This window comes from Nostoc sp. CMAA1605, from assembly GCF_021596505.1.
In the GTDB taxonomy this organism is placed as follows: domain Bacteria; phylum Cyanobacteriota; class Cyanobacteriia; order Cyanobacteriales; family Nostocaceae; genus Trichormus.
This window is the reverse complement of sequence record NZ_PJIZ01000016.1, coordinates 43,729-64,143: the sequence shown is the minus strand read 5'-3', so window position 1 is coordinate 64,143 and position 20,415 is coordinate 43,729. Positions and strand designations below refer to the sequence as shown.

24 protein-coding genes are annotated in these 20,415 nt (G+C 38.4%); 14 read left to right on the top strand and 10 right to left on the bottom strand.

Annotated elements, in window-relative coordinates; genetic code table 11:
- Window position 1 precedes the first annotated feature (1 nt).
- Window positions 2-1,060: a histidinol-phosphate transaminase gene (hisC, locus tag CV014_RS08535; protein ID WP_236141650.1), complete on the bottom strand. Its 1,059-nt coding sequence runs from the start codon at window positions 1,058-1,060 to the stop codon at window positions 2-4.
- 30 nt (window positions 1,061-1,090) lie between these two features.
- Between hisC and CV014_RS08530 the strand changes: the two genes are divergently transcribed.
- Window positions 1,091-1,228 carry a hypothetical protein gene (locus tag CV014_RS08530; RefSeq protein WP_236141649.1) on the top strand — a complete coding sequence of 46 codons (138 nt, stop codon included), beginning with the start codon at window positions 1,091-1,093 and terminating at the stop codon, window positions 1,226-1,228.
- Here CV014_RS08530 and CV014_RS08525 read toward each other — a convergent pair.
- The 3 genes from CV014_RS08525 to CV014_RS08520 form a co-directional block, all read right to left on the bottom strand.
- Window positions 1,225-1,464 carry a DUF3134 domain-containing protein gene (locus tag CV014_RS08525; protein ID WP_236141648.1) on the bottom strand — a complete coding sequence of 80 codons (240 nt, stop codon included), beginning with the start codon at window positions 1,462-1,464 and terminating at the stop codon, window positions 1,225-1,227. The genes CV014_RS08530 and CV014_RS08525 overlap by 4 nt on opposite strands.
- Window positions 1,465-1,609: 145 nt before the next feature.
- Entirely contained in the window at window positions 1,610-1,732 is a 123-nt protein-coding gene (locus CV014_RS29930) for a hypothetical protein (RefSeq protein ID WP_268964557.1), read from the bottom strand.
- 14 nt (window positions 1,733-1,746) lie between these two features.
- A complete protein-coding gene (locus CV014_RS08520) occupies window positions 1,747-2,523 on the bottom strand; it encodes an ion transporter (protein WP_236141647.1) in 777 nt (258 codons plus the stop codon).
- 64 nt (window positions 2,524-2,587) lie between these two features.
- Here CV014_RS08520 and CV014_RS08515 point away from each other — a divergent pair, with 64 nt between their 5' ends.
- The gene (locus CV014_RS08515) at window positions 2,588-3,013 is read left to right on the top strand and encodes a nucleoside deaminase (RefSeq protein ID WP_236141661.1); all 426 of its coding nucleotides are present in this window, start codon (window positions 2,588-2,590) and stop codon (window positions 3,011-3,013) included.
- Window positions 3,014-3,028: 15 nt separating this feature from the next.
- On the top strand, window positions 3,029-3,346 hold the full coding sequence (locus tag CV014_RS08510; RefSeq protein ID WP_236141646.1) for a hypothetical protein: 318 nt from the start codon (window positions 3,029-3,031) through the stop codon (window positions 3,344-3,346).
- A 16-nt stretch (window positions 3,347-3,362) separates the two neighbouring features.
- Here the strand turns inward: CV014_RS08510 and CV014_RS08505 are convergent, their stop codons facing one another.
- Complete coding sequence (locus CV014_RS08505) at window positions 3,363-4,025, bottom strand: response regulator (RefSeq protein ID WP_236141645.1); 663 nt, start codon at window positions 4,023-4,025, stop codon at window positions 3,363-3,365.
- The gene (locus CV014_RS08500) at window positions 4,022-5,245 is read right to left on the bottom strand and encodes a sensor histidine kinase (RefSeq protein ID WP_236141644.1); all 1,224 of its coding nucleotides are present in this window, start codon (window positions 5,243-5,245) and stop codon (window positions 4,022-4,024) included. Before CV014_RS08500 ends, CV014_RS08505 begins: the two co-directional genes overlap by 4 nt.
- 191 nt (window positions 5,246-5,436) lie before the next feature.
- Between CV014_RS08500 and CV014_RS08495 the strand changes: the two genes are divergently transcribed.
- Complete coding sequence (locus tag CV014_RS08495) at window positions 5,437-5,946, top strand: Spy/CpxP family protein refolding chaperone (protein WP_236141643.1); 510 nt, start codon at window positions 5,437-5,439, stop codon at window positions 5,944-5,946.
- A gap of 43 nt (window positions 5,947-5,989) precedes the next feature.
- A complete protein-coding gene (locus CV014_RS08490) occupies window positions 5,990-6,289 on the top strand; it encodes a hypothetical protein (protein WP_236141642.1) in 300 nt (99 codons plus the stop codon).
- A 17-nt stretch (window positions 6,290-6,306) separates the two neighbouring features.
- Here CV014_RS08490 and CV014_RS08485 read toward each other — a convergent pair whose 3' ends face one another.
- Window positions 6,307-6,456 carry a hypothetical protein gene (locus tag CV014_RS08485; RefSeq protein ID WP_236141641.1) on the bottom strand — a complete coding sequence of 50 codons (150 nt, stop codon included), beginning with the start codon at window positions 6,454-6,456 and terminating at the stop codon, window positions 6,307-6,309.
- 10 nt (window positions 6,457-6,466) lie between these two features.
- On the opposite strand from CV014_RS08485, the gene CV014_RS08480 reads away from it, so the two are divergent.
- The 5 genes from CV014_RS08480 (at window position 6,467) to pgr5 (ending at window position 8,869) form a co-directional block, all read left to right on the top strand.
- Window positions 6,467-7,081 carry a Coq4 family protein gene (locus tag CV014_RS08480; RefSeq protein WP_236141640.1) on the top strand — a complete coding sequence of 205 codons (615 nt, stop codon included), beginning with the start codon at window positions 6,467-6,469 and terminating at the stop codon, window positions 7,079-7,081.
- Between the two features lie 246 nt (window positions 7,082-7,327).
- Window positions 7,328-7,576, top strand: coding sequence for a regulatory protein SipA (gene sipA / locus CV014_RS08475; RefSeq protein ID WP_236141660.1), 249 nt, complete (start codon window positions 7,328-7,330; stop codon window positions 7,574-7,576).
- Between the two features lie 121 nt (window positions 7,577-7,697).
- A complete protein-coding gene (locus CV014_RS08470) occupies window positions 7,698-8,255 on the top strand; it encodes a peroxiredoxin (RefSeq protein ID WP_236141639.1) in 558 nt (185 codons plus the stop codon).
- A 186-nt stretch (window positions 8,256-8,441) separates the two neighbouring features.
- Window positions 8,442-8,612: a photosystem II assembly protein Psb34 gene (psb34, locus tag CV014_RS08465; protein WP_236141638.1), complete on the top strand. Its 171-nt coding sequence runs from the start codon at window positions 8,442-8,444 to the stop codon at window positions 8,610-8,612.
- Between the two features lie 59 nt (window positions 8,613-8,671).
- Entirely contained in the window at window positions 8,672-8,869 is a 198-nt protein-coding gene (pgr5, locus tag CV014_RS08460) for a cyclic electron transport protein PGR5 (protein ID WP_103138790.1), read from the top strand.
- Here pgr5 and CV014_RS08455 read toward each other — a convergent pair whose 3' ends face one another.
- Both CV014_RS08455 and CV014_RS08450 read right to left on the bottom strand, forming a co-directional pair.
- The gene (locus CV014_RS08455) at window positions 8,870-10,108 is read right to left on the bottom strand and encodes a hypothetical protein (RefSeq protein ID WP_236141637.1); all 1,239 of its coding nucleotides are present in this window, start codon (window positions 10,106-10,108) and stop codon (window positions 8,870-8,872) included.
- A 390-nt stretch (window positions 10,109-10,498) separates the two neighbouring features.
- Window positions 10,499-11,746, bottom strand: a complete 1,248-nt coding sequence (locus CV014_RS08450) for a glycosyltransferase family 4 protein (RefSeq protein ID WP_236141636.1) — start codon at window positions 11,744-11,746, stop codon at window positions 10,499-10,501.
- Between the two features lie 531 nt (window positions 11,747-12,277).
- On the opposite strand from CV014_RS08450, the gene CV014_RS08445 reads away from it, so the two are divergent.
- The 4 genes from CV014_RS08445 (at window position 12,278) to CV014_RS08430 (ending at window position 18,987) form a co-directional block, all read left to right on the top strand.
- On the top strand, window positions 12,278-13,231 hold the full coding sequence (locus CV014_RS08445) for a glycosyltransferase family A protein (RefSeq protein WP_236141635.1): 954 nt from the start codon (window positions 12,278-12,280) through the stop codon (window positions 13,229-13,231).
- A 144-nt stretch (window positions 13,232-13,375) separates the two neighbouring features.
- Complete coding sequence (locus tag CV014_RS08440) at window positions 13,376-14,227, top strand: transcription factor RcaD (protein WP_236141634.1); 852 nt, start codon at window positions 13,376-13,378, stop codon at window positions 14,225-14,227.
- Window positions 14,228-14,277: 50 nt separating this feature from the next.
- Window positions 14,278-16,380: an ATP-binding protein gene (locus CV014_RS08435; RefSeq protein ID WP_236141633.1), complete on the top strand. Its 2,103-nt coding sequence runs from the start codon at window positions 14,278-14,280 to the stop codon at window positions 16,378-16,380.
- Window positions 16,381-16,407: 27 nt separating this feature from the next.
- Window positions 16,408-18,987, top strand: a complete 2,580-nt coding sequence (locus tag CV014_RS08430; RefSeq protein ID WP_236141632.1) for a DNA translocase FtsK — start codon at window positions 16,408-16,410, stop codon at window positions 18,985-18,987.
- Between the two features lie 5 nt (window positions 18,988-18,992).
- On the opposite strand, the gene CV014_RS08425 is transcribed toward CV014_RS08430, so the two are convergent.
- A protein-coding gene (locus tag CV014_RS08425; protein WP_236141631.1) for an IS630 family transposase occupies window positions 18,993-20,104 on the bottom strand; the annotation gives its coding sequence in 2 pieces (ribosomal slippage) (window positions 18,993-19,600 and window positions 19,600-20,104; 1,113 coding nt in all).
- Window positions 20,105-20,415 lie beyond the last annotated feature (311 nt).

Here is a 20,415-nt window from a genome sequence, read left to right as displayed (position 1 = left end):
CCTAGTCCCCAGTCGCCAATCCCTTAATTGCCTCTACTAATACTTGATTTTGTTCATCAGTACCAACGGTGATGCGTAATTTATCATCTAAGCCTGGTTGTTTGAAATAACGAATTAGGATGTTTTGCTCTTTGAGTTGTTGATAGATGTATTCGGCGTTGTTTTGCGGCGGTTGGACTAGTAAAAAGTTGGTTTGAGAATTCCAGACGCGAAAACTTAATTGCTTTAAGTCTTGGGCTAACTTGTGGCGTGAGGCTGTGATTTTGGCGATACACTCGTTTTTATAGGCTTGGTCAATTATGGCTGCTGTTCCAACTGTACAGGCGATCGCATCAATGTTATAGCTATCTTTGACCTTGAATAATCCCGCCAATAGTTGGGGGTTAGCTATGCCAAAACCTAAGCGTAACCCCGCTAAAGAATAACCTTTCGATAGGGTTCTAATCACCATCACGTTGTCAAATTCTTGCACCACATCTAAAGCATTCTCATTAGCAAAATCTGCGTAGGCTTCATCAATTACTAACACCCCAGACAAATTACTTGCTAGTTTTCGCAAGTCTGCTTTCGGTACAACGTGACCAGAGGGACTGTTGGGTGATGCAATAAATGTTACAGCCCCATCGGCGGCGATTAATTCAGCAATGGGTAAAGTGTAGTCTTCTGCATAGGGAATCTCTAGAATATCCGCCGCTTGCATCTCAGTTAAGGTGCGATATAACACATAGGTCGGCATAGGATAAACTACTTTGCGTCCAGGTTCAGCACAGGCGCGAATCAAAATACTTAAAACTTCATCGCTACCATTACCCACAATTACCCAATCACTAGGAACACCTAAAACTTGGCTAACAGCTTGACGAAATTGTCCGCCAAAGGGTTCTGGATAACGCCGCAACCATTCCCCATCAATATTTTTAAGTGCTGCTAATGCTTTCGGCGACGGGGGATAGGGGTTTTCGTTACTGTTGAGTTTAATAATTTGTGTACCCCGTGGCGGCTGTTCACCAGGAACATAGCTAGCCATCGCCTCAACATTGGCGCGAAAGTAGTTAGACATAAACGGTTTTAATAAAAAAGGGAATGGGGCATGGGGCATTGGGCATTGGGAATAATAAGTCAGTCTTACCCTATAGCCCTACAAGTCTTATTAAAACATGGGCGATCGCTAGTTGTTGTTGTCCACCACCTACGTTATTCAGCACTCACTACTCGGTCAGATGCCTAATCTTCTTCTAAATCTTCGACTTCTTCCGCCTCAAAGTCAAAGCTATCTACAAGTTCTTCCACGTAATCTTCTTCATCTCCTTCCTCTTGGTAAGAATAATCAATAGTTGAGGAAGAAATTAATCGACCACTATTTTGTAACCAATCAATTAAAGATTCCTCCTGTTTTAGAGGAATTATCGGTGCTGGTTGATAACGTGGTTCTTCGTGAATAGCTGGGTTAGATTGTTTTACCATTTTTCCGTACTCCCAAAGCATCTTTGCTTTCTCTAAAAACTTAGACAAAACAATTGTTCTTTCTTACTAGTGTGATTCTTGGAGTAGCTAAGACTTCCCTCTGATGAGTGATATTTGTCTTATCGCCCTCTTAAACAAAAGCTACTCAATCCGTATAAGGGCATAGGGCATTGGGCAAGCAGGAAGTGTGGGAGGATAGGGAAGAAATCTTTCCCCTCTCTCCCCACACTCCCCACACTTCCCCATCTTCCCAGTCCCCAGTCCCCAATCCCCAGTCCCCAATTAAGGCAATTTAGCTCCACATCTTTTACAAAAATCTGCATCTTTATCATGAAATGCTAAACCACAACCCAAACAACTTGTTTGCACTTGATTAGCAGTTTTTACCAAACCTTTAATTAAATCTCCCACTTGCCAAGGAATTAAAGTAACTCCCGTCAAAATCATCAACACTGTCAATAATCTTCCTAGTTCTGAAATTGGCGTAACATCACCAAATCCGACAGTAGTCATAGTGACGACGGAGAAGTAAAAAGCATCTAAAAAAGTTCCGTAAACTTGGGGGTTGACGGGATGTTCTACCTGATAAATTAAGCCGGAATAGACAAAAATAATCGCAAATAATGTAAATAATATGCGAATGGAAATTATACTGTCTGCTGTGCTGAGATTGCTAAATAAAAATTGTTTATCTATAAATCTAATTAAACGCAAAATTCTAAACCAGCGTAATAAACGAATAAAACTAATATCTACTAAACCAATAAAGAACGGTAAAATCGCCAATAAATCAATAATTGCGTAGAAACTAAAAATGTAATTAATTTTATTTTCTGCACTCCACAAACGCAGAATATACTCTACAGCAAAAATTATCAAGATAATCTTATCTACAACATCTAACTGTAAGCGGATATCTCCAGGTAGATTATATGTCTGAGCGACAAAAATTCCTGATGAGATTAAAACTAAAGCCGCGATCGCTAAATTAACAGCTTTACCGATAGGCGTTTCTAAGTCTGTTAAGTAAAATTCTGTTTGTTTTCTAGTCAGTAACATATTTCATTACCAGTCTGGGAATATGGTATTTTTACTGATTATTCGCCTGAATTGCCAAGCTAAGATGAACCAAGAATATTTTATGAGTGTAGCAATTGCAGAAGCCAAAAAGGGGGATGCACCTTATGGCGCGGTAATGGTTAAAGATAATCAAGTAGTAGCAGTAGCACACAATACTGTTGCTAGAGATTGCGATCCTTCTGCTCATGCAGAAATTAATGTGATTCGCCGTTTAGGGAATCAAATCAAGAACTTTTCCTTAGAAGGTTATAGCATATACACCACTGGTGAACCCTGTCCTATGTGTGCAGCCGCCTGTGTTTGGAGTGGTATATCAGAAATTATCTATGGTGTTTCAATTGCAGATTTAATTGCTATTAATCAGTCACAAATTAATATTTCTTGTGAAGAGGTGATTGCTAAGTCATTTAGTAATATCACAGTGACTAAAGGCGTATTGCGACAGGAATGTTTGAAATTATTCACTTAAATTTATGGAGGATGAATGTCTAAAATTATCGGCATAGATAACATGACAGTAGAAGAGTTAAATCAAGAATTAGCGCATGGTGCTAAATTTGTTGTCTTCCTCTATTGTATTTCTATAGTGATCTTAACATTTAAACGCAGTTCAGAAATCTATTTAGTGAAATCAGGCGAAAATACTTTTATGAAAGGTTTGAAGTTTAACTTGATTTCATTCTTTTTAGGTTGGTGGGGTATACCTTGGGGGATAATTTACACGATTCAATGTTTATTTACTAACCTCAATGGTGGCAGAGATATTACACCACAAGTTATGGCAGCATTAAGACAAGAATAATTTTAGTATTGCCAGTTTAAATGGAATTGTTGAGATAAGATAAATAGGTGTTGGCGATAATAGCGGCTTGAGTGCGATCGCGCAAGTGCAAGCGATTTAAAATATTAGTTACATGATTTTTAACTGTGCCTTCAGAAATATAAAGCTGTTGAGCTATTTCGCGGTTATTTGCACCTGTAGCAATTAACAGCAAAACTTCTTTTTCTCTGGGTGTGAGTTCTGCTAAACTGGGCGGAATAGTTGGTGTTTGACTTGGCGCAGGTGGTTGGAATTCTGTCAACAGTTTTTTGACAATTCCTGGGCCTAACTGAGTATATCCCTTCTGCACGGCACGCACAGCCACAGCTAATTCTTCTGAAGGTGTATCTTTGAGCAAATAACCCATTGCCCCATATTGTAAGGCAGCTTTGACATATTCCTCATCATCAAAAGTTGTCAGCACTAAAACTTTCACTCCCTGAAAACGCTTTTGAATTTCCTTAGTGGCTGCAACTCCATCCATAATGGGCATTCTCATATCCATCAATACCACATCAGGTTCTAATTGAGCAATTAAATTCAAGGCGATTTCCCCGTTTTCTGCTTCTCCGATAATTTCTAAATCAGGTTCTAATTCTAATAAAGCTCTTAAGCCTTGACGAATTAAACTTTGGTCATCAACTAATAATACTTTAATCATTTAATTAACCTAGTTAACGGAATCTCAACGGTAATTTGACAACCACAACCAAAGGCACTGTTAATCGTAAATTGACCACCTAAAGATAAGGCACGATCGCGCATACTTTGCAAGCCAAATCCTGTAGTATTTTGTTCTAAATCAAAACCCCTACCATTATCCTGAATCGTAATATATAAACTACCCCGATGGATAGCGGCATTGATATTGACTTCTGTGGCGTTGGCGTGTTTAGAAATATTCGTTAATGATTCTTGAATAATTCGGTAAATCGCAGTATTCAATTCACTAGCAAAAGCATATTCAATATTAATCTGACAATTGAGAATAATATTACTTGTCTTTTGAAAATCTTCAGCTAAATTATTAATTGCCTCTGCTAAATTTTTATCTTGTAATGGCTGCGATCGCATCGTAGAAACCGACTGTCGCACATCCTGTAAAGCTTTAGAACCCAACTCTTTCGCCCTAGATAAAAAACTATAGGCCTTATCAGGATTGGCTTGATAAAGTTTTAAAGCCGTCTCTAATTGTAGATTTAAAGCCGTTAAAGAATGACCCAAAGAATCATGAATTTCCCTGGCGATGCGATTGCGTTCTTCTAGGGTAGCTTGATTTTCAATTCGGAGAGCATATTGCCGGAGTTTTTCATTAGCGATCGCTAAATCTTCTCGACTTTGGCGTTCTGACAATACGGTATTCATTAACATTAAGACAAATACTAAACTTAAGCCAGACAATAAAGCCAAACTCAACGTAAAAAATATTACCCTCTCAGGTGCTGCTGGTGGTACAAAAGGATTACGTCGGGAAGCGTGGGGTATACGATATATTAAAGTAATTAAAAATAAGGAAAATGAGACAAATGTAACTGATAATCTTCCAGGTAATTGGAACATTAAACAGCTACGAATTACTAAAATCATATAGAGGAATGGAAATGGGCGATCAGGTCTACCGCCGAATAAACTAGTGATAAAAATTAAACTCAATCCACAGGCTGTATAAATAATTTTAACGACATTATTACTAGTAGGTAGTCTCAGACCCATCAAGCCGAAAATAATCAGATTCAAAACGGCTAACTCAGGGAATCTACTAGCAGCTCGCGGTGAGGAATAGGGCAGAACTAGTATAAGAACGGAAAGTGCTAGTAATATCCATTCCAAATACAGTAAAAAGCGAAAAGGATGATTATTAATTTGAATAGGACGGCTCATAATCAAAATAAAAAATTAATAGCCTGCTCTCATCACATATACCCGATTTATACGAGTATCACCAGTCACCTTAATCATAGTTAAACTATGACTAAAGTCATGGGTTGATTCGTGACTTTATCCTCATGTGAATAGCTGATCTGAGTTCATAAGATGGTCGCATGCCAAAGAAAAATCACATGAGGTTATCAATGCAACTTAAATCATTATCTCTGTTAGCTGGTGCGATCGCTCTCACTTTAACCACAACTGCAACCCCCTTCGTTGTCCAAGCTCAAAATACTCCTACCTCTGCATTTCAAATTGCTCAAGCCGACAAAAAAGGCCCTTGGGAAGCTTTAGGACTCACACAAGAGCAACAAACCAAAATTAGACAAATTCGCGAAAATGCTCGTACCCAAATGGAAGCAGTCTTCACCCCAGAGCAAAAAGCCAAGCTAGAAGCAGCACGCCAAGAAAGACAAGCACGCCGAGCGCAAGGCCAAGCTGGTGAACGTCCCGAAGCAGGAGCGCGTCGCGGAAAGAAAATGGCGGAATTAAATTTGACAGATGACCAAAAAGCCAGACTCAGAGCGATTAGAGAAGAGTCTAAAAAACAAATTGAAGCCGTTTTAACCCCAGAACAACGCACCAAACTCCAAGAACTCAAAGCTAGTCGTCGTGAGCGTTGGCAACAACGTCGTCAACAAAATAGTAATTAATTTTGTATCAAAACATCATCTCTCATTTAACCAGGATATTGACATGAAACGCTTAATTGCTGCTGCTGTATATGCTAGTGTTATTCTTTTACCAACAATTGCTTCTGCTGGCGAAGTTTATCGTCGTGAAGTGAATCAAGAACAACGTATTTATAACGGTGTCAGAAACGGTTCTATTACTCCAACCGAACTGCGGAATTTACAACGTCGAGAGGCCGCAGTTGATGCTACTAGAAGACGTTACATTCGTAGTGGCAGAGGCTTAACAGTTAGGGAGCGTAGACAATTGAACCGTCGCGAAAATAATATATCTCGTACTATTTATCGCTACAAACACAATTAATCACCATTAACACTTAGTCAAGATGGGAAATTACCCATCTGACCAAAAGAGTAATGAGTGCTGAGTAATGAGTGCTGAGTAATGAGTGCTAAGTAAAAAGTATGATTAATTGCACCAACTGAACGCCTCGCTACCGCTAACAGCACTCCAATCAATTCAAAATTCAAAATTAAAGAATTGATTACTAAACACCGGCTAAACGCCGCGCTACCGCTAACAGCACTCAAAACTCAGCACTCAGCACTACTAAAAGACTTAATTAAAAAATATATGATGCAACCTCTTGCTGATAACTCCAATCCTACGCCCAATCTACAAAAATTTTTAGATTTAATTGATCGCGTCACCGCCACCGCAGGGAAAGATGTCCCAGCAATTGTCAATATAGAACAATTGCGATCGCTCCCTCCAGATACTTTTGGCAGAAGTTGGGCTGATTTTCTCGACACTCATCAAATCCCACCCTTCACCACTGGCCCCCGACGCAAACAACTTCATGACGGCGTTCATGTCCTTACAGGCTACGGTACAGACCCCATTAATGAAGCGGAAGTACAAGCATTTCTGTTGGGAGCTAAGTTACAACTAGCCAATATGTTGTTAGGACTAGGACTATTACGCGTCATTCACCGCAATCTCAACTATCGTCAACAATTTAGCTGGGATAGACTATGGCGAGCTTACCAACGTGGCTGTCAGTCCAAATTTGACCCCGATACCTGGCAACCCGAACTGCTTTGGCATTTACCTTTAGCTGAAGTCCAAAAAATATTTGTCATAACTCCCAATTAACACCAATTCTTCAAAATTAGGCAACAGATGCAAAGCCTGAAACTCAGATGGTATCTGACTTTCTGAATTGCGAATTGCGAATTGCGAATTGGTATAACAGACTTCTTGCAGAAGAACGGGAAAGGGGAAATGTTCCCTCCCCTTTCCCATTACCTAATTCCCAACATCACAAAATCTTCCGTCACACCTCTAGTAAAGTTGAAAGTAATGAGCTATGAGTGGATTAAAACTCCTAGCTCTTTTTGTATGTCTGAAGAATTTATCATTGGTAGTAAAGTCCGAGTCGTAGCATTACCCCCTTATGTCAAAACCGCCGACCCCATGCCCATGCTGCGTCCCCCTGATGTTGTTCATATAGGTGAAGAGGGTATAGTTCTTGACCGTCGCCCCGGCGGCTATTGGGGTATTCGCTTTGCTAAGGGAGCTTTTCTTTTAGACAGTCAATACATTGAAAGTATAGACAAGCCGCCAGCCAGCAATGACGCTGAAAGCTGAAACTGATTGAGGACGCGAACAATCGCGTCTCTAAAAAACTAAAAGTAAGAAGCATTTTATATACCTCTATTCTTGAGCAAGAATGTAAACTTATGTAAAGTTGTCATTCTTATCTGCATTTATGATTTCCCGACGCAATTTTTTGAATATATTTTTGGTTTGCTGTTTTACGGTGATCAGTTGGTTAAATTTCGCGCCTGTTACTTATGCACTGGGGGGGAAACTACCTGCAATTAATCAACCTGCACCGGAGTTTACTTTGCCAACTAATACAGGAGATGGCCAATTAGGGTTATCTGATTTGCGTGGTAAGTGGGTAGTTCTGTATTTTTATCCCAAAGATTTTACATCTGGTTGCACCATTGAAGCCCGTCGTTTCCAGCAGGATTTACCCAAATATGTGGCGAAAAATGTTGAGATTGTCGGTGTTAGTGCTGACGATATAGATTCCCACGCTGAGTTTTGTGATTCTGAGGGGTTAAAATTCCCGCTTTTGGCTGATACTACCGGTGCTGTGAGTAAGGCTTATGGTTCTTGGTTGGGTTATTTATCTATGCGTCACAGTTTTATCATCGACCCACAAGGCACTCTCCGCGCCACTTTTGTTAAGGTTAATCCATCTGTTCACAGTGCGGAAGTTTTGGCGACACTGGAAAAGCTGCAATCGGAAGCATCTTAGAATTTTGGATTTTGGATTTTAAATTAAAGACTTAACAGCCGTACCCCGATTTTTTCTAGAAATCGGGGTTTTTTATATAAGTAGATTTTATAGATAGTATCAAGTTTTATATGTCAAGCCCTCTTGATGTTTTGTAACAATATTGTTATATTTATTTACATAAGTTAACAAGCTAAGGAAAACGAGATGTACACCACCATTAACGAAAACGGTCAACTCAATAACTACCCCACCGAACCTGAAATGTACTATGCGGCTTACCCTAATCAGGAACAGCAAAGCCGCTATGCACTCCAAGGAGCGATCGCCACTTTATTTATGACTGCAATCATCTTGATCGCTTGCGGTGTCAGCTAATAACGACCGCACATATACCAAAGAATTTAAGAAAATCTAGTAGCTGTGAGGAATTAACAATGTTTGCACCTTTAGTAGTCTTAATTCGCAACTTGATGGGCAAGGTACAATTTAATCAATTGCGTGGTAAAGCGATCGCTTTACATTCGCAAGCGATCACTAATTTCTGTAATCGAATTGGTGTAGAGTCCAAAGAAAGACAAAAGTTGATTCGTCTTGCCAAGGATAATGGCAAGAAGTTGGGTTTATTAGCTTAATTAACGTAAACCGTCATTATCTATTGCGCTGTATGCGTCATTGGGAGCAAGTCCCAACCAAGGATCAGAACTGGGAGTGAGAAATAATTGTGCGTAGACTTTTTCATTAAGTAACGCCACATTATCAGTCTGATTACCTTCTACAAACCATTGATGTATTTGACTGTGCAGCATATATTCGTTTCTGACTGTATCTACAGCCATTGCTGCTTCAAAATTCTGTACCAATCTGGATAAATTATTCTGTTTAGTTTTAGCTTTGATTAAAGCAACACTATTATCATCTAATTGCGCCTCAACATTATAAAGTTGAGCAATTCTATTCCAAGCATCTTCGTTGGTAATTCTGACTAGATTATCGCGATCGCTGCTAGGTTGAATACTTCTAAGTAATGGACGTTCTACCGCCATTTTAGATACTGCTATTGGTGCAGCAATTTCTGCTGTAGCTGGCTGACTCGGATTAACTGAAGCTGTACGTCTAGGGGGAGATTGTATCCCTAACTTGGATAAATCAGCTCGCCATTGAGTTTCAATCGCTTGCAGGCGATCGCTATGGTATTTTTGTAAAAAACCATTACGGTTTGCACTCGCAAGTCTGCTATACTCCCTAGCTGCAATTTCAGCTTGTTGGAGTTGTTTGAAAAAAGCTTTCGGGCCATACAATCCAGGAATAGCATCAATTGGACGACCAGAACTATCTAAAATGTAGTGAATACTATTACCTGTAATTGTCCGTTCTAACTTGCGACCATCGCCAAAATCAATTGTGACTTTAGGCGCAGGACGCACTGATTCCCAGTGGAGAATAAAACGGTCTTGCAGAATTTTGGATATTTCTGCATTGGGGTAAAGTGCGACTCTAAAAAAGCGACTATTCGCACAGCTTAAATCTTGGTCGAGTTTACCCAACAACCGCAGAGATAAAATCGGTTTACCACTAGCTTGAGCTGCTGCTTTAGCCTGTGCTAAATCTGTATACCAATATAAGCGAGAGGCGTAACAGTCTCGTTGTTGACAAAGTGCATCTAACGCTGTCCTCACTTGAGGATCATTGAGTTGGTTAGCATGAGTCTTCAGAAATCTTTGTAAGCCTTTCGATCCCTGTTTTCGCAATGTAGCGACTTCTTGAGATAGTTGAGATGGGGAATTTACCGGAGTGATAGCATCAGCAGCTTGGATGCAACTCAAGCTGAAGAATGCTAATACAAATAAATTTTTATAGCTGCTGATTTTCATATTATTTTCTCAAGTGCAAGGAGCATTACATAAGTTAGGTGTAATATGCCAATTATATGCACACCGTCTAACTAATAATGAAGTAACAAGCATTACCAAAGTTTCCAGCTACCAATGAGAACAGGGTAAATAATTAAAGGTTTGTAGTAAGGACTTTAGTCCTCTCTTCGGAAACACCAAAAAATAAATCATCCCAAATAAACAGCTTAGTAGGGTGCGTCAGTGCGAGAAAACGTAACTATACCAAGAGATTATTCATACTGACGCACCCTACAGTTTGGATATTTTTTTATCTGGAAGTCCCTGCGAGACGATCCGCGAACAATAAAGGACTAAAGTCCTTACTACGAACGCTATCTGATTATTTTTTTAAATAGTATATTCTCATTTTCATTGGTAATGTTTTTTGCCATTCCCTAAACAAACTTGCTCATAACGTTGTCCGGCGATTTCCCAGGTAAATTGTGTTTCGACTAATTGTCTACCGTTATGAGATAGTTCTGCCCTGAGTGATGGATGATCAAATAATTCACTAATCGCGTCAACGTATTCTGCGGGGTGATTGGCTCTCAATGCTGCTAATGGTATACTTTCACCATCGACATCGAGTCCTTCTAAACCGCGATCGCTTGCTACTGTGGGTACACCTGCGGCCATAGCTTCCAAAGTTTTATTTTTAATGCCGAAACCTGTGCGTAATGGCACAACACATACAGTAGATTTATGTAGATAATCTGCCATCACAGGGACGCGTCCTAAGACCTTGACACCAGGAATTTTTTCTAGACTTAAAACCTCTGGTGTGGGTCTAGCACCTACAATACTAAAAGTTGCGTCAGGATAACGGTTTTGCAGTTCTGGGAAGACAGCGAACGCAAAAAATCTAGCTGCGTCGATGTTGTGGGAAGCATCCATCGCGCCGACAAAGATTAAACTGTGTCCCCCTGGATCTTGGTGACGGTAAGGAAATAAGTCTAAATCTACACCGTTGGGAATTACTTGAATATCGATGTCAGGACGCAGTTTGAGGAATTCTTGGCGGTCATCTTCCGTGGTGACGACAATATTAGAAAATTTGCTACAGTATCGCTGCTCGTAACGTTTCAAAACCAAGGTAAGATAGAGGCGATCGCGCAAAGCATTAGCAGCTGCGCCCATTTCTAAATGATCCCGAATCCAACCGTACACTGAACTATGCACATCAATCACTGTATTTACTTGATAGCGAAATTCAGGACGGATATAAATTTCATTGACACTGTGTTCACAGGTAATCACATCATATTTTTGTTCACGCACACAATTATCGACAAAAGCCTGAATTTCCGGTGAATAGCGATGGAGAACATTCGGTGGTGTCGCCTTAGTGACTGATTCTAGGAAGCGTCCCGTTTTCGCCAACAACCCAGCCACAGGATTTTTAGATTGGGGATCTGGCGGTAAGGGAAAAATCAGTAATTCACTCACATACTTGCGTAACTCTTCTACTTCCACATCAGACACACTCTTGTTGTACTGAGTTACCAGCGTTACATCATGGTTTTGTTGGAGGTATTTCAGTAAATTAAAAGTTCTAATTTCCGTACCACCACGACTTGGCGGATAAGGAAAAGTCGATGAAAGCATGAGAATACGCATAGACGAGCCTTAGTTGGGTTAGTATTTTTTATAACTTTTATACTTTACTTGTAAAATATAGCGGCAAATTATCCCAATATTCAAATGAGCTATTGACTCATCAGCAAACCTCACCACTCATCACCAGCTAACCGCCGCGCTACCGCTAACAGCACCGGCTAATCGCCGCGCTACCGCTAACACTACTCATCATTTTCACGTTAAGATTGCTGTAGGCAAAATCTAGATACTCTTGATATACTGACCGATTGACAAGTGTATAAATATTTTTATCTATGTAAAAAATAGCGGTAATCAAAATCAGCTACAAGCTACATATTATATAGTATTCCTACTTGATTTTTGAACAGATACGTAGATAAGTAGGGTGTGTTAGCGACAGCGTAACGCACCTACCACTGAGGTATTCGGTGCGTTACGGTTTACGCCTAACACACCCTACATATACTAAGATTTTTCTCTAAATCAAATCGGATTCCTATAAATAGATTTAAGCCAGGAATTTTTATTGAGTATTTTGCTAAAAAAACTATGAATAATCAACCTTTACTCTCGATAATTACACCAACATTGGGGAAATTTTCTGATTACTGGTTAGAAAATCTGCTGAAAATAGAAGGTTCTGTGCAGTTTGTTTTAGTTTATCCGCCAAACATAAAAATAAAAGCAATTGATGATCCTAGAGTCACAGCTATAGTTAGTCCCTATAAAGGAGAAATGCCACAGAGGTTTGTGGGTTTACTTAATGCTCAAGGCAAATATATTTTAGCCTTAGATGATGATGATTATGTACATCCGCAAGTTTGTACAGCAGTAGATAAATACTTTCAAAGATTTCCTGAAAGTTGGGTTTTGAGATTGCAAAAACTCAATATTGATATGAAAGATGAAGCGCGGATTAAACAAGCTTGGGAAGAAATTCCTGATGTTGACCAATTAGAAATTTGCAAAAAAACACCGGAAAACCCCTATCCTTATAATCAGGGTAACTTTCAAGGTTTATTAGAAGTTCCCATTGCACCTTTAGATAAAAACTTTGATTGGCGTTATTTATTCTGGCCTTTTATTAATAGGACTGATAATAATGGCTATCATTTTGAGAACTTTAATAATATTGTTTGGCGTAACGATATAATTCAGCAAGCATTACCGGAACTTTCCCAAGCCACCAAGGTTTTAGGTGCAGTGACTTGGATACCATCAAGCGGATTTGATAGATTATCTGGTTTATTTGTGCAAGCGAATTTATTTGAAAAAGATGCGATTATCGGTCACTGGATGCCAAAACCAGAACAAATTAGGTATATAGATAAAGACCCTGCTTTAAAACCACCGAGATTTCATGTAATTTCTGATGTATTGCTAGTGAAGCATTTCCCGAAATACGGCTATTTATGGAATTTGGTATTTAGTAAGCTTTATGGCGTTCCGAGAACAGTCGGAAAAGTAATGAAGTTGAAGTTAGGGAAGAAACCACAGAAGTAATTGTGTATTTCTCTGGGAATAAATTTGCGATCGCTCGATATTAACTCACCACTGGTAACAATTAGAGCTACTATATAAGAGAGTGTGTAAATTATTGCTTATTGGGCTAGAGTAGTTAGGTTGTAGATGCTCTAAATTACCAGTATGGACACAAATGAATTAAAGTTTCTCTTAAAGCTATTGGGATGTCCCAACTATCGTGCTGGACTGAGTACAAATACTTTTAATAGTTTCAAAACTGAGAAAAATAAAATTTGTCGAGCATTGGGCGATCGCGAACTGGTAGACTATTCCCGTGAGATTGCCACAGTTAAAATTTTATCTGCTGGTCAAGCCTTGCTGAAACTCCCAGCAGGACAGTTACCCATCACCGACAAAGAACGGAAGGTGCTGGAGAAAATCAGTAGTGCTGGTAAAATCGCACCCAGCAAAATTACCTCCGTCAAAGCTGCTGAACGAGACGCGATATTAAAAACCCTCAGTGAACGGGGATTGATTGAAACTGAATTACAACTCAAAAAGTCAAAAGCTGAGGTGTGGCTAACTGAAAGAGGAGTTGAATGTTTGCGGGATGACTACACACCCAACAAAAGTTCTAATCCCGTTATCAGTCAAGAACTGCTAGGAAACTATCTCCGATTTTTACGCAAGACTTTGCGTGTTAAGCCAGAAACAGAATCTATTTTGTCTACTCCCAGTGTTGAGTCATCAGTTGAAACGATTATCAATATCACTGATGAGGAAATTTTACAAACTATTGATAAATTAGACAAAGAATTGGGTACACAAAATTATTTACCAATCTTTCATCTGCGCCAAAAATTGCAACCACCTTTGTCACGAGATGAATTAGATCAGGCTCTATACCGATTACAAGCTCAAGACAAAATTGATTTTAGCACTTTACAAGAAGCTAGCATTTACACACCAGAACAAATAGATGCCGGAATACCTCAAAATATTGGTGGTTCATTGTTTTTCATTGCTGTCAATTAGAAACGAGCCTTCTGTATAACCGCAATCCCATTCATTGAGCAAGGTTAATTATGTCAAATATTGATGATGTTATCATTCGTGAAGTTAATCCTTTTAATAGAATCAACTCAAAACCGATGAACTTTTGGGAGGAACCACAAAAAGCATCTCTAAATGTTGATTCCATACACCAAGAAGTAATTAATGATGTTCAAGAATTTCTTGATTTAGTAGTGACAGATCATCGCAGTCGTTCAGTCATGATTGTTGGTGATCCAGGTTCTGGTAAAAGCCATTTGTTAGGTCGTCTTAAACGTACTCTCAATTCTCAAGCATTTTTTGTCTACATACTATGTGATTGGGCTGACAGCAATAATATCTGGCGGCATATTTTACGCTATACAGTTGATAGTCTGATTCAAATTCCAGATGAACAGAAAGAATCTCAATTAATATTGTGGCTCAAAAGTTTGTCCGCGTTTACTAAACGTAGTCTCAAACAAAGAATTTTTAATGATAATATTTGGGAATTTCTACTAAATGATAGACAAAAATTCATCAAACATCTCAAGGATACTTATAAAACAGCGCGCATATACAATCCTGATATCTTTTTCGGACTATTACACGATTTGACTAATCCTGAACTTTACACATTAGCGTGCGAGTGGTTGCGTGGTGATTCTTTAAGTGAAGAGTCTATGCAATCACTTAGGGTTAAACAATGTATTGAAACAGAGGACGAAGCTAAAAATATTTTAGCTAATTTTGGTAGAATTTCTAAGGAGACTAAGCCTATTGTATTATGTTTTGATAATTTAGATACTATGCCTAAATTGTCTGATACCTTTTTAGATATCCAACCATTCTTTGATGTAAATACCACAATTCATGGAGAGTCTTTAAAGAATTTTTTAGTGATTATTAGTATCATTACTAATACATTAAATATTCATCAAAGCCGTATTCAACAAGCAGATAAAGCAGGTATTCACAAAACTATCAAGCTGAAAGCTATAAATTTGGAGCAAGCAGAAGCCATTTGGGCTTATCTTCTTAGTGACCTACATCAACAAGCTTCTAAGTCACCTGAATCACCAATCTTTCCTTTGTCTAAACAGCTTCTAGAAAATAGTTTTCCAGGTAAAAGAACATACCCTAGAAATGTAATTAACTTAGGAATGATAGAGTATAAAAAATATAAGGACGATATTCGCAATAACAATCAATCGGATACTACGGCTAATAATGATGGTGCAGAACAACGTTATGGAGACTCAGGTTCAGAGGATAAAACTAAACAGAAAAAAGATAATTCCGAAGAACTAATTAAGGCAGAATTGCAAATTTTATGGGAAAGAGAGTACAAAAAAAATCAGGAAAAAATTAAAAAAATAAATTTAATAGGCTCATCAGATTTAATTCGGATGTTGCAAGAAGCTGTAGAGATGTTACAGGAACAGCAACTTAAATCAAGACTTTTAACTGGTAGATTTGCAAGTTACTCTTTAATATATCAGAAACTTCCTCAAAAGAACAAAATAGGAATAGTTTGGACAGAAGATGCAAACATGAACGGTTTTTTTCATGTCATGAGTGCTTGTCAAAGGGCTATTCAGCAGAATAATTGTCACACTTTATATCTGATTCGTTTAGGTAGTGTTGGTCAAGCAAGACTAGTAGGAAATCAAATATATCAACAAATATTTACTGGAACTAACCATATTCATATAAAACCGTCACTAACTTCTGTTCACTATCTAGCTACATATCATAGCTTAGTAAACTCTGCACTTTCTCAGGAATTAGTAATTCAAGGCAAAGTTGTGAATTTACAATATTTACAATCATTAATGCGGTCATTAAAGATTTTAAATAAATGTATTTTACTGCAAGATTTAGGCATTGTTGATAAACAACAAGATTATCAAAATAATGAAAAGAGAAAAACACAGGATTTACGACCAGTTAAGGATTTTCTATTAAATTTGGTGAAAACTCAAAACTTTATGGGTGTACCTACTTTAATTAAAAATGCAGTTGATCAGTTTCCTAGTGTCAAAGAAAATGATGTTCAGCTACTAATTGATATGTTATGCCAGGAGAAGAGAGTAGAAATTATTAATCCAAAAGCTAAGTTTCAAGATAAATTAATCTGTCTGATTGCAAAATAGTCTGTTTGTATTATGTGACCTTAATCAATGCACTACCTGAAAGAAGCAACGGAAATAATAGATGTTATATCCCAACTAGCGACGGCTAAAACACTGTGGCTAGACACAGAAATTGCTCATTGTTATACATCTAATCCTCAACTATCGCTGATTCAGGTATTAGCTGAACCTACAGACAGAACAGGTGCATCAGCTTACATTCTAGATGTACTGAATAAACATGATTTGGTGGAATATTTTATTAACCAAATCATGGTGCAACCCAACATCCAAAAAGTGTTTCACAATGCTGGTTTTGATTTAAAGTATTTAGGAAAAAAGCTGGCTAATAATATAACCTGTACTTACGAATTAGCTAGGAAAATAACACATAAACGCCTGCAAACAACAAATTTAAAATTAAAAACTTTAGCCGCAGAACTTTGTCATTTTTCTGATGTAGATGCAACAGAACAAGCGAGTGATTGGGGGAAACGTCCCCTCAGCCAAAAGCAGCTAAAATACGCAGCGATGGATACGGTTTATTTAGCGGCTGTTCATCGTCGCTTGTTGGAAATATCTAATCCTGGTGCTGTCAGTCAAATTTTTATAATTAATAACTTTTCAAAGCAGTTAACAGAAGATATGGAAAACCCATCTTTAAGCGTGACTAAAGTCCGCATTGCTTTTGAATGTCCTCGGCTATTTTATTTAAACCATAAGTTTGGTGATAAGGCTATATTTCTACCACCAGATACAGCAATTGGTATTGGCAACCCTTTTCATCAATTAGCAGATAAATTTATTAAATTAGCTTTGATTGAGCCGCAATTTACAGATTTATTCAAACCAGCCGCAGCACAGCTAAATATAGAATCAATTACTAGTGCAGTTCAACAACTGTTCTATCAGCTAGAGTTTTTTCCCTATCTACAACAAGCTATACAAAAAGATGGTGAACAGGGTAAGACACTTTTACAGGTATGGAATGGATTACAAGGATTGATTAAACGCTTTGTTGAGCTATTAGTCATCAATAGACGCTATTGTAGTGCAGATAAATTGATTAGTAATACTTTCTTATCTACAGAACGTAATATTGAAAATTACTTTACTTTACCTGATGGCACAAAGCAATTAGTTAGAGGTGAATTTGATTGTTTAGTTTTTAACTTTGAAATAAATCGTCTATGTGTAGTGGAATTTAAAACCTATCAACCTGTAGATCCTGCTGCACAATTAGCTCAGGTTTCACTTTATAGTTATATGCTGCATCATCACAAAAAAGTCCCTGTTGATTCAGCAGTTTACTGTGTATTACCTGAATTTAAAGAATATCGTTATTCTTGGGAACAGCTAGAAAATACGGTAAATCAGCTAATTCCCCACAAGTTGCTACAAATGCAGCAATGGTTAACTTGGGAATCACCCCATCCTAACCCACCACCACGCACAACTCAGCCTCATCTGTGTGAAATTTGTCCCCAAAAGCAAAAGTGCGGGACTTTTTTTGGTGATGCGATATTTGATCCCCCCCAACCCCCCTTAAAAAAGGGGGAGAAAGAATCTGTTGATACCAAAATTGCGGAACCAACAACCAATGCTGATGACATGGGACAGGCTTTGGTAAATACGCTGCAATCTTTTAATGTTGGTGTGGAATATTTAGGTGCGGCTGTGGGGCCTGCTTTTATTAGGGTAAAATTAAAACCCAATTTAGGGGTAAAAGTTAGCGCACTGCTGAGACTTTCAAATGATTTACAGGTGCAATTAGGATTAGCAGATAAACCATTAATTGCGCCACAGGCTGGGTATGTCAGTATTGATTTACCACGTTCAGATAGACAGGTTGCTAATTTTACAGATTATATTCAAAAACAAAATTTAAGTCCGACTGCACCAATGAAAATTGCTATTGGTGTAAGTCTAGAGGGAAAATTGCTAGAGGCTGATTTATCTGATCCTAATTCTTGTCACTTTTTAATTGGGGGGACGACTGGTAGCGGTAAAAGTGAGTTTTTGCGATCGCTCCTCCTCAGCTTACTATATCGTCATACCCCGCAAAATCTCAAAGTTGCCCTAGTTGACCCCAAGCGAGTCACCTTTCCAGAGTTTGAACGCATGGCTTGGTTACATTCGCCAGTTGTGAAAGATAGCGATCGCGCTACCGAACTTATGGAAGAATTAGTCTTAGAAATGGAATCTCGTTATCAGCAGTTTGAAAAAGCTGGCTGTGCTGATTTAACTACCTATAATCAGCGTTCTCATCAACCCTTACCGCGCATAGTTTGCATTTTTGATGAATACGCCGATTTCATGGCGGAAAAAGAAATCCGTAAAACCTTAGAACAAAGTATTAAACGTTTAGGCGCAATGGCAAGAGCGGCGGGAATTCATCTTATTATCGCCACCCAACGTCCCGAAGCAGGTATTGTCACCCCCATTATCCGTTCCAATTTACCTGGAAGAGTCGCCTTGAGAACTGCTAGTGAAGGCGACTCGAAAATTGTTCTGGGAGGTACAGAAACATCCGCCGCTTATCTATTAGGAAAAGGTGACTTACTCTACCAAATCGGCCCCCAATTACATCGCTTACAAAGTTTATTTGCTCAACAAATTCAGATATAGGAATCCTATTTGATTTTTGAATAAGTTCCGTACATCTGTAGAGTGTCAAAATCAAAGGTAGTGTGTCTAATAAACCACTCAAACATCCACTTTAAATGTGAAAATGAAGGAATTAAAGCACAAAAACGTCGAACCCATGTTTTGGCTTGTAACCAAATATCTTCTATCGGATTTTGTACTGGGCAATTAGGCGCAAAACGGACACAGCGTATTTTCCATTGCTCGCTCGGTAAGCTTTGATTAACAGAGTCTAAGAAACCTCTAATTTCCTTGGAACGATGATAGCTAGACCCATCCCAAAAAATTAGCAATCGCTGGTCAGGAGAGTCTGCTAGTAAGTATTCTAAGTAGTTGATAGTATTTTTTGAGTTTCCAGCATCATAAGCTTTGAGAACTAATTCTCCAAGGAGATAGTCAACTGCCCCATAGTATGTCTGCTTATCTCGCTCGTTGACAACTGGGACTGCGATTTCTTGGTCACTTTTTCCCCATACATAACCACTTAAATCTCCCCACATTAAATGACACTCATCAATTAACAATACTCTTAACTTTCCTGTTTCGATTTCTTCTCGGTTATTTGCCAGCAATGTTTCAATCTCTTTTTTTTTTCTGCAACAGCATTCTCATCGGCTTTCGGATTTACCTTTGTCGTTTTCTTCCAACTGATTCCTGCTTCGGAGAACAAGTCGTAGTAGCTTTGCTTTGACTCATAAACTACGTCATACTCAAAAGCTAGTTGATACTCTAGTTCCCCAAGCTCCCAACAATCTTTTGTTTGTAGCCAGCTCAACACCTCTTGGAGTTGTTTAGCATTCAGATAGCTCTTTCTCCCTTTGTAGTTTAGTCGCAGTCCGTCAATTCCAGTTTCTTCATAGGCTTGCTTCCAACCTGTGATTGACCCTCGCGATACGTCTAAAATTTTTTGGATTTCATCATACAAGTAACCTTGATAAACCAGCTTGACTGCCAATGCTTTCCTTACTTCACGCGCATCTGGACGCATATCTATAAAATCTTGTAATTCAGCAATCGCATTCAGTGCAGTTTCCTCTTTTAAATATTGCCGCGATACTTCCCCCGCAAGTGTAGTAGCTTGTAAATGCTGACTTTTCATTGTTTACTATTAGACTTTTATCCCTCTCCGTATTATCTCTTAGTCTTGTTCACAAATCAAATAGGAGTCCTATATAAGACTGATATCAAATTAAGAAAATACACTTAAGAGTTTTTACTGAATTGCCATCATTGACTATTTCAGATTACTGATAATTTGAAATATCCCTAACTTATCCGATAAATATTACTGTATTAACGAATAAATTCCCGAAAAATCGAAAAGAAGTAATTCATACATTTTAGAGACTTAAAACCAAGCAATACTTGTAAACCCAGGACGAACGGTGTATTTAGTACATATTTTCATCA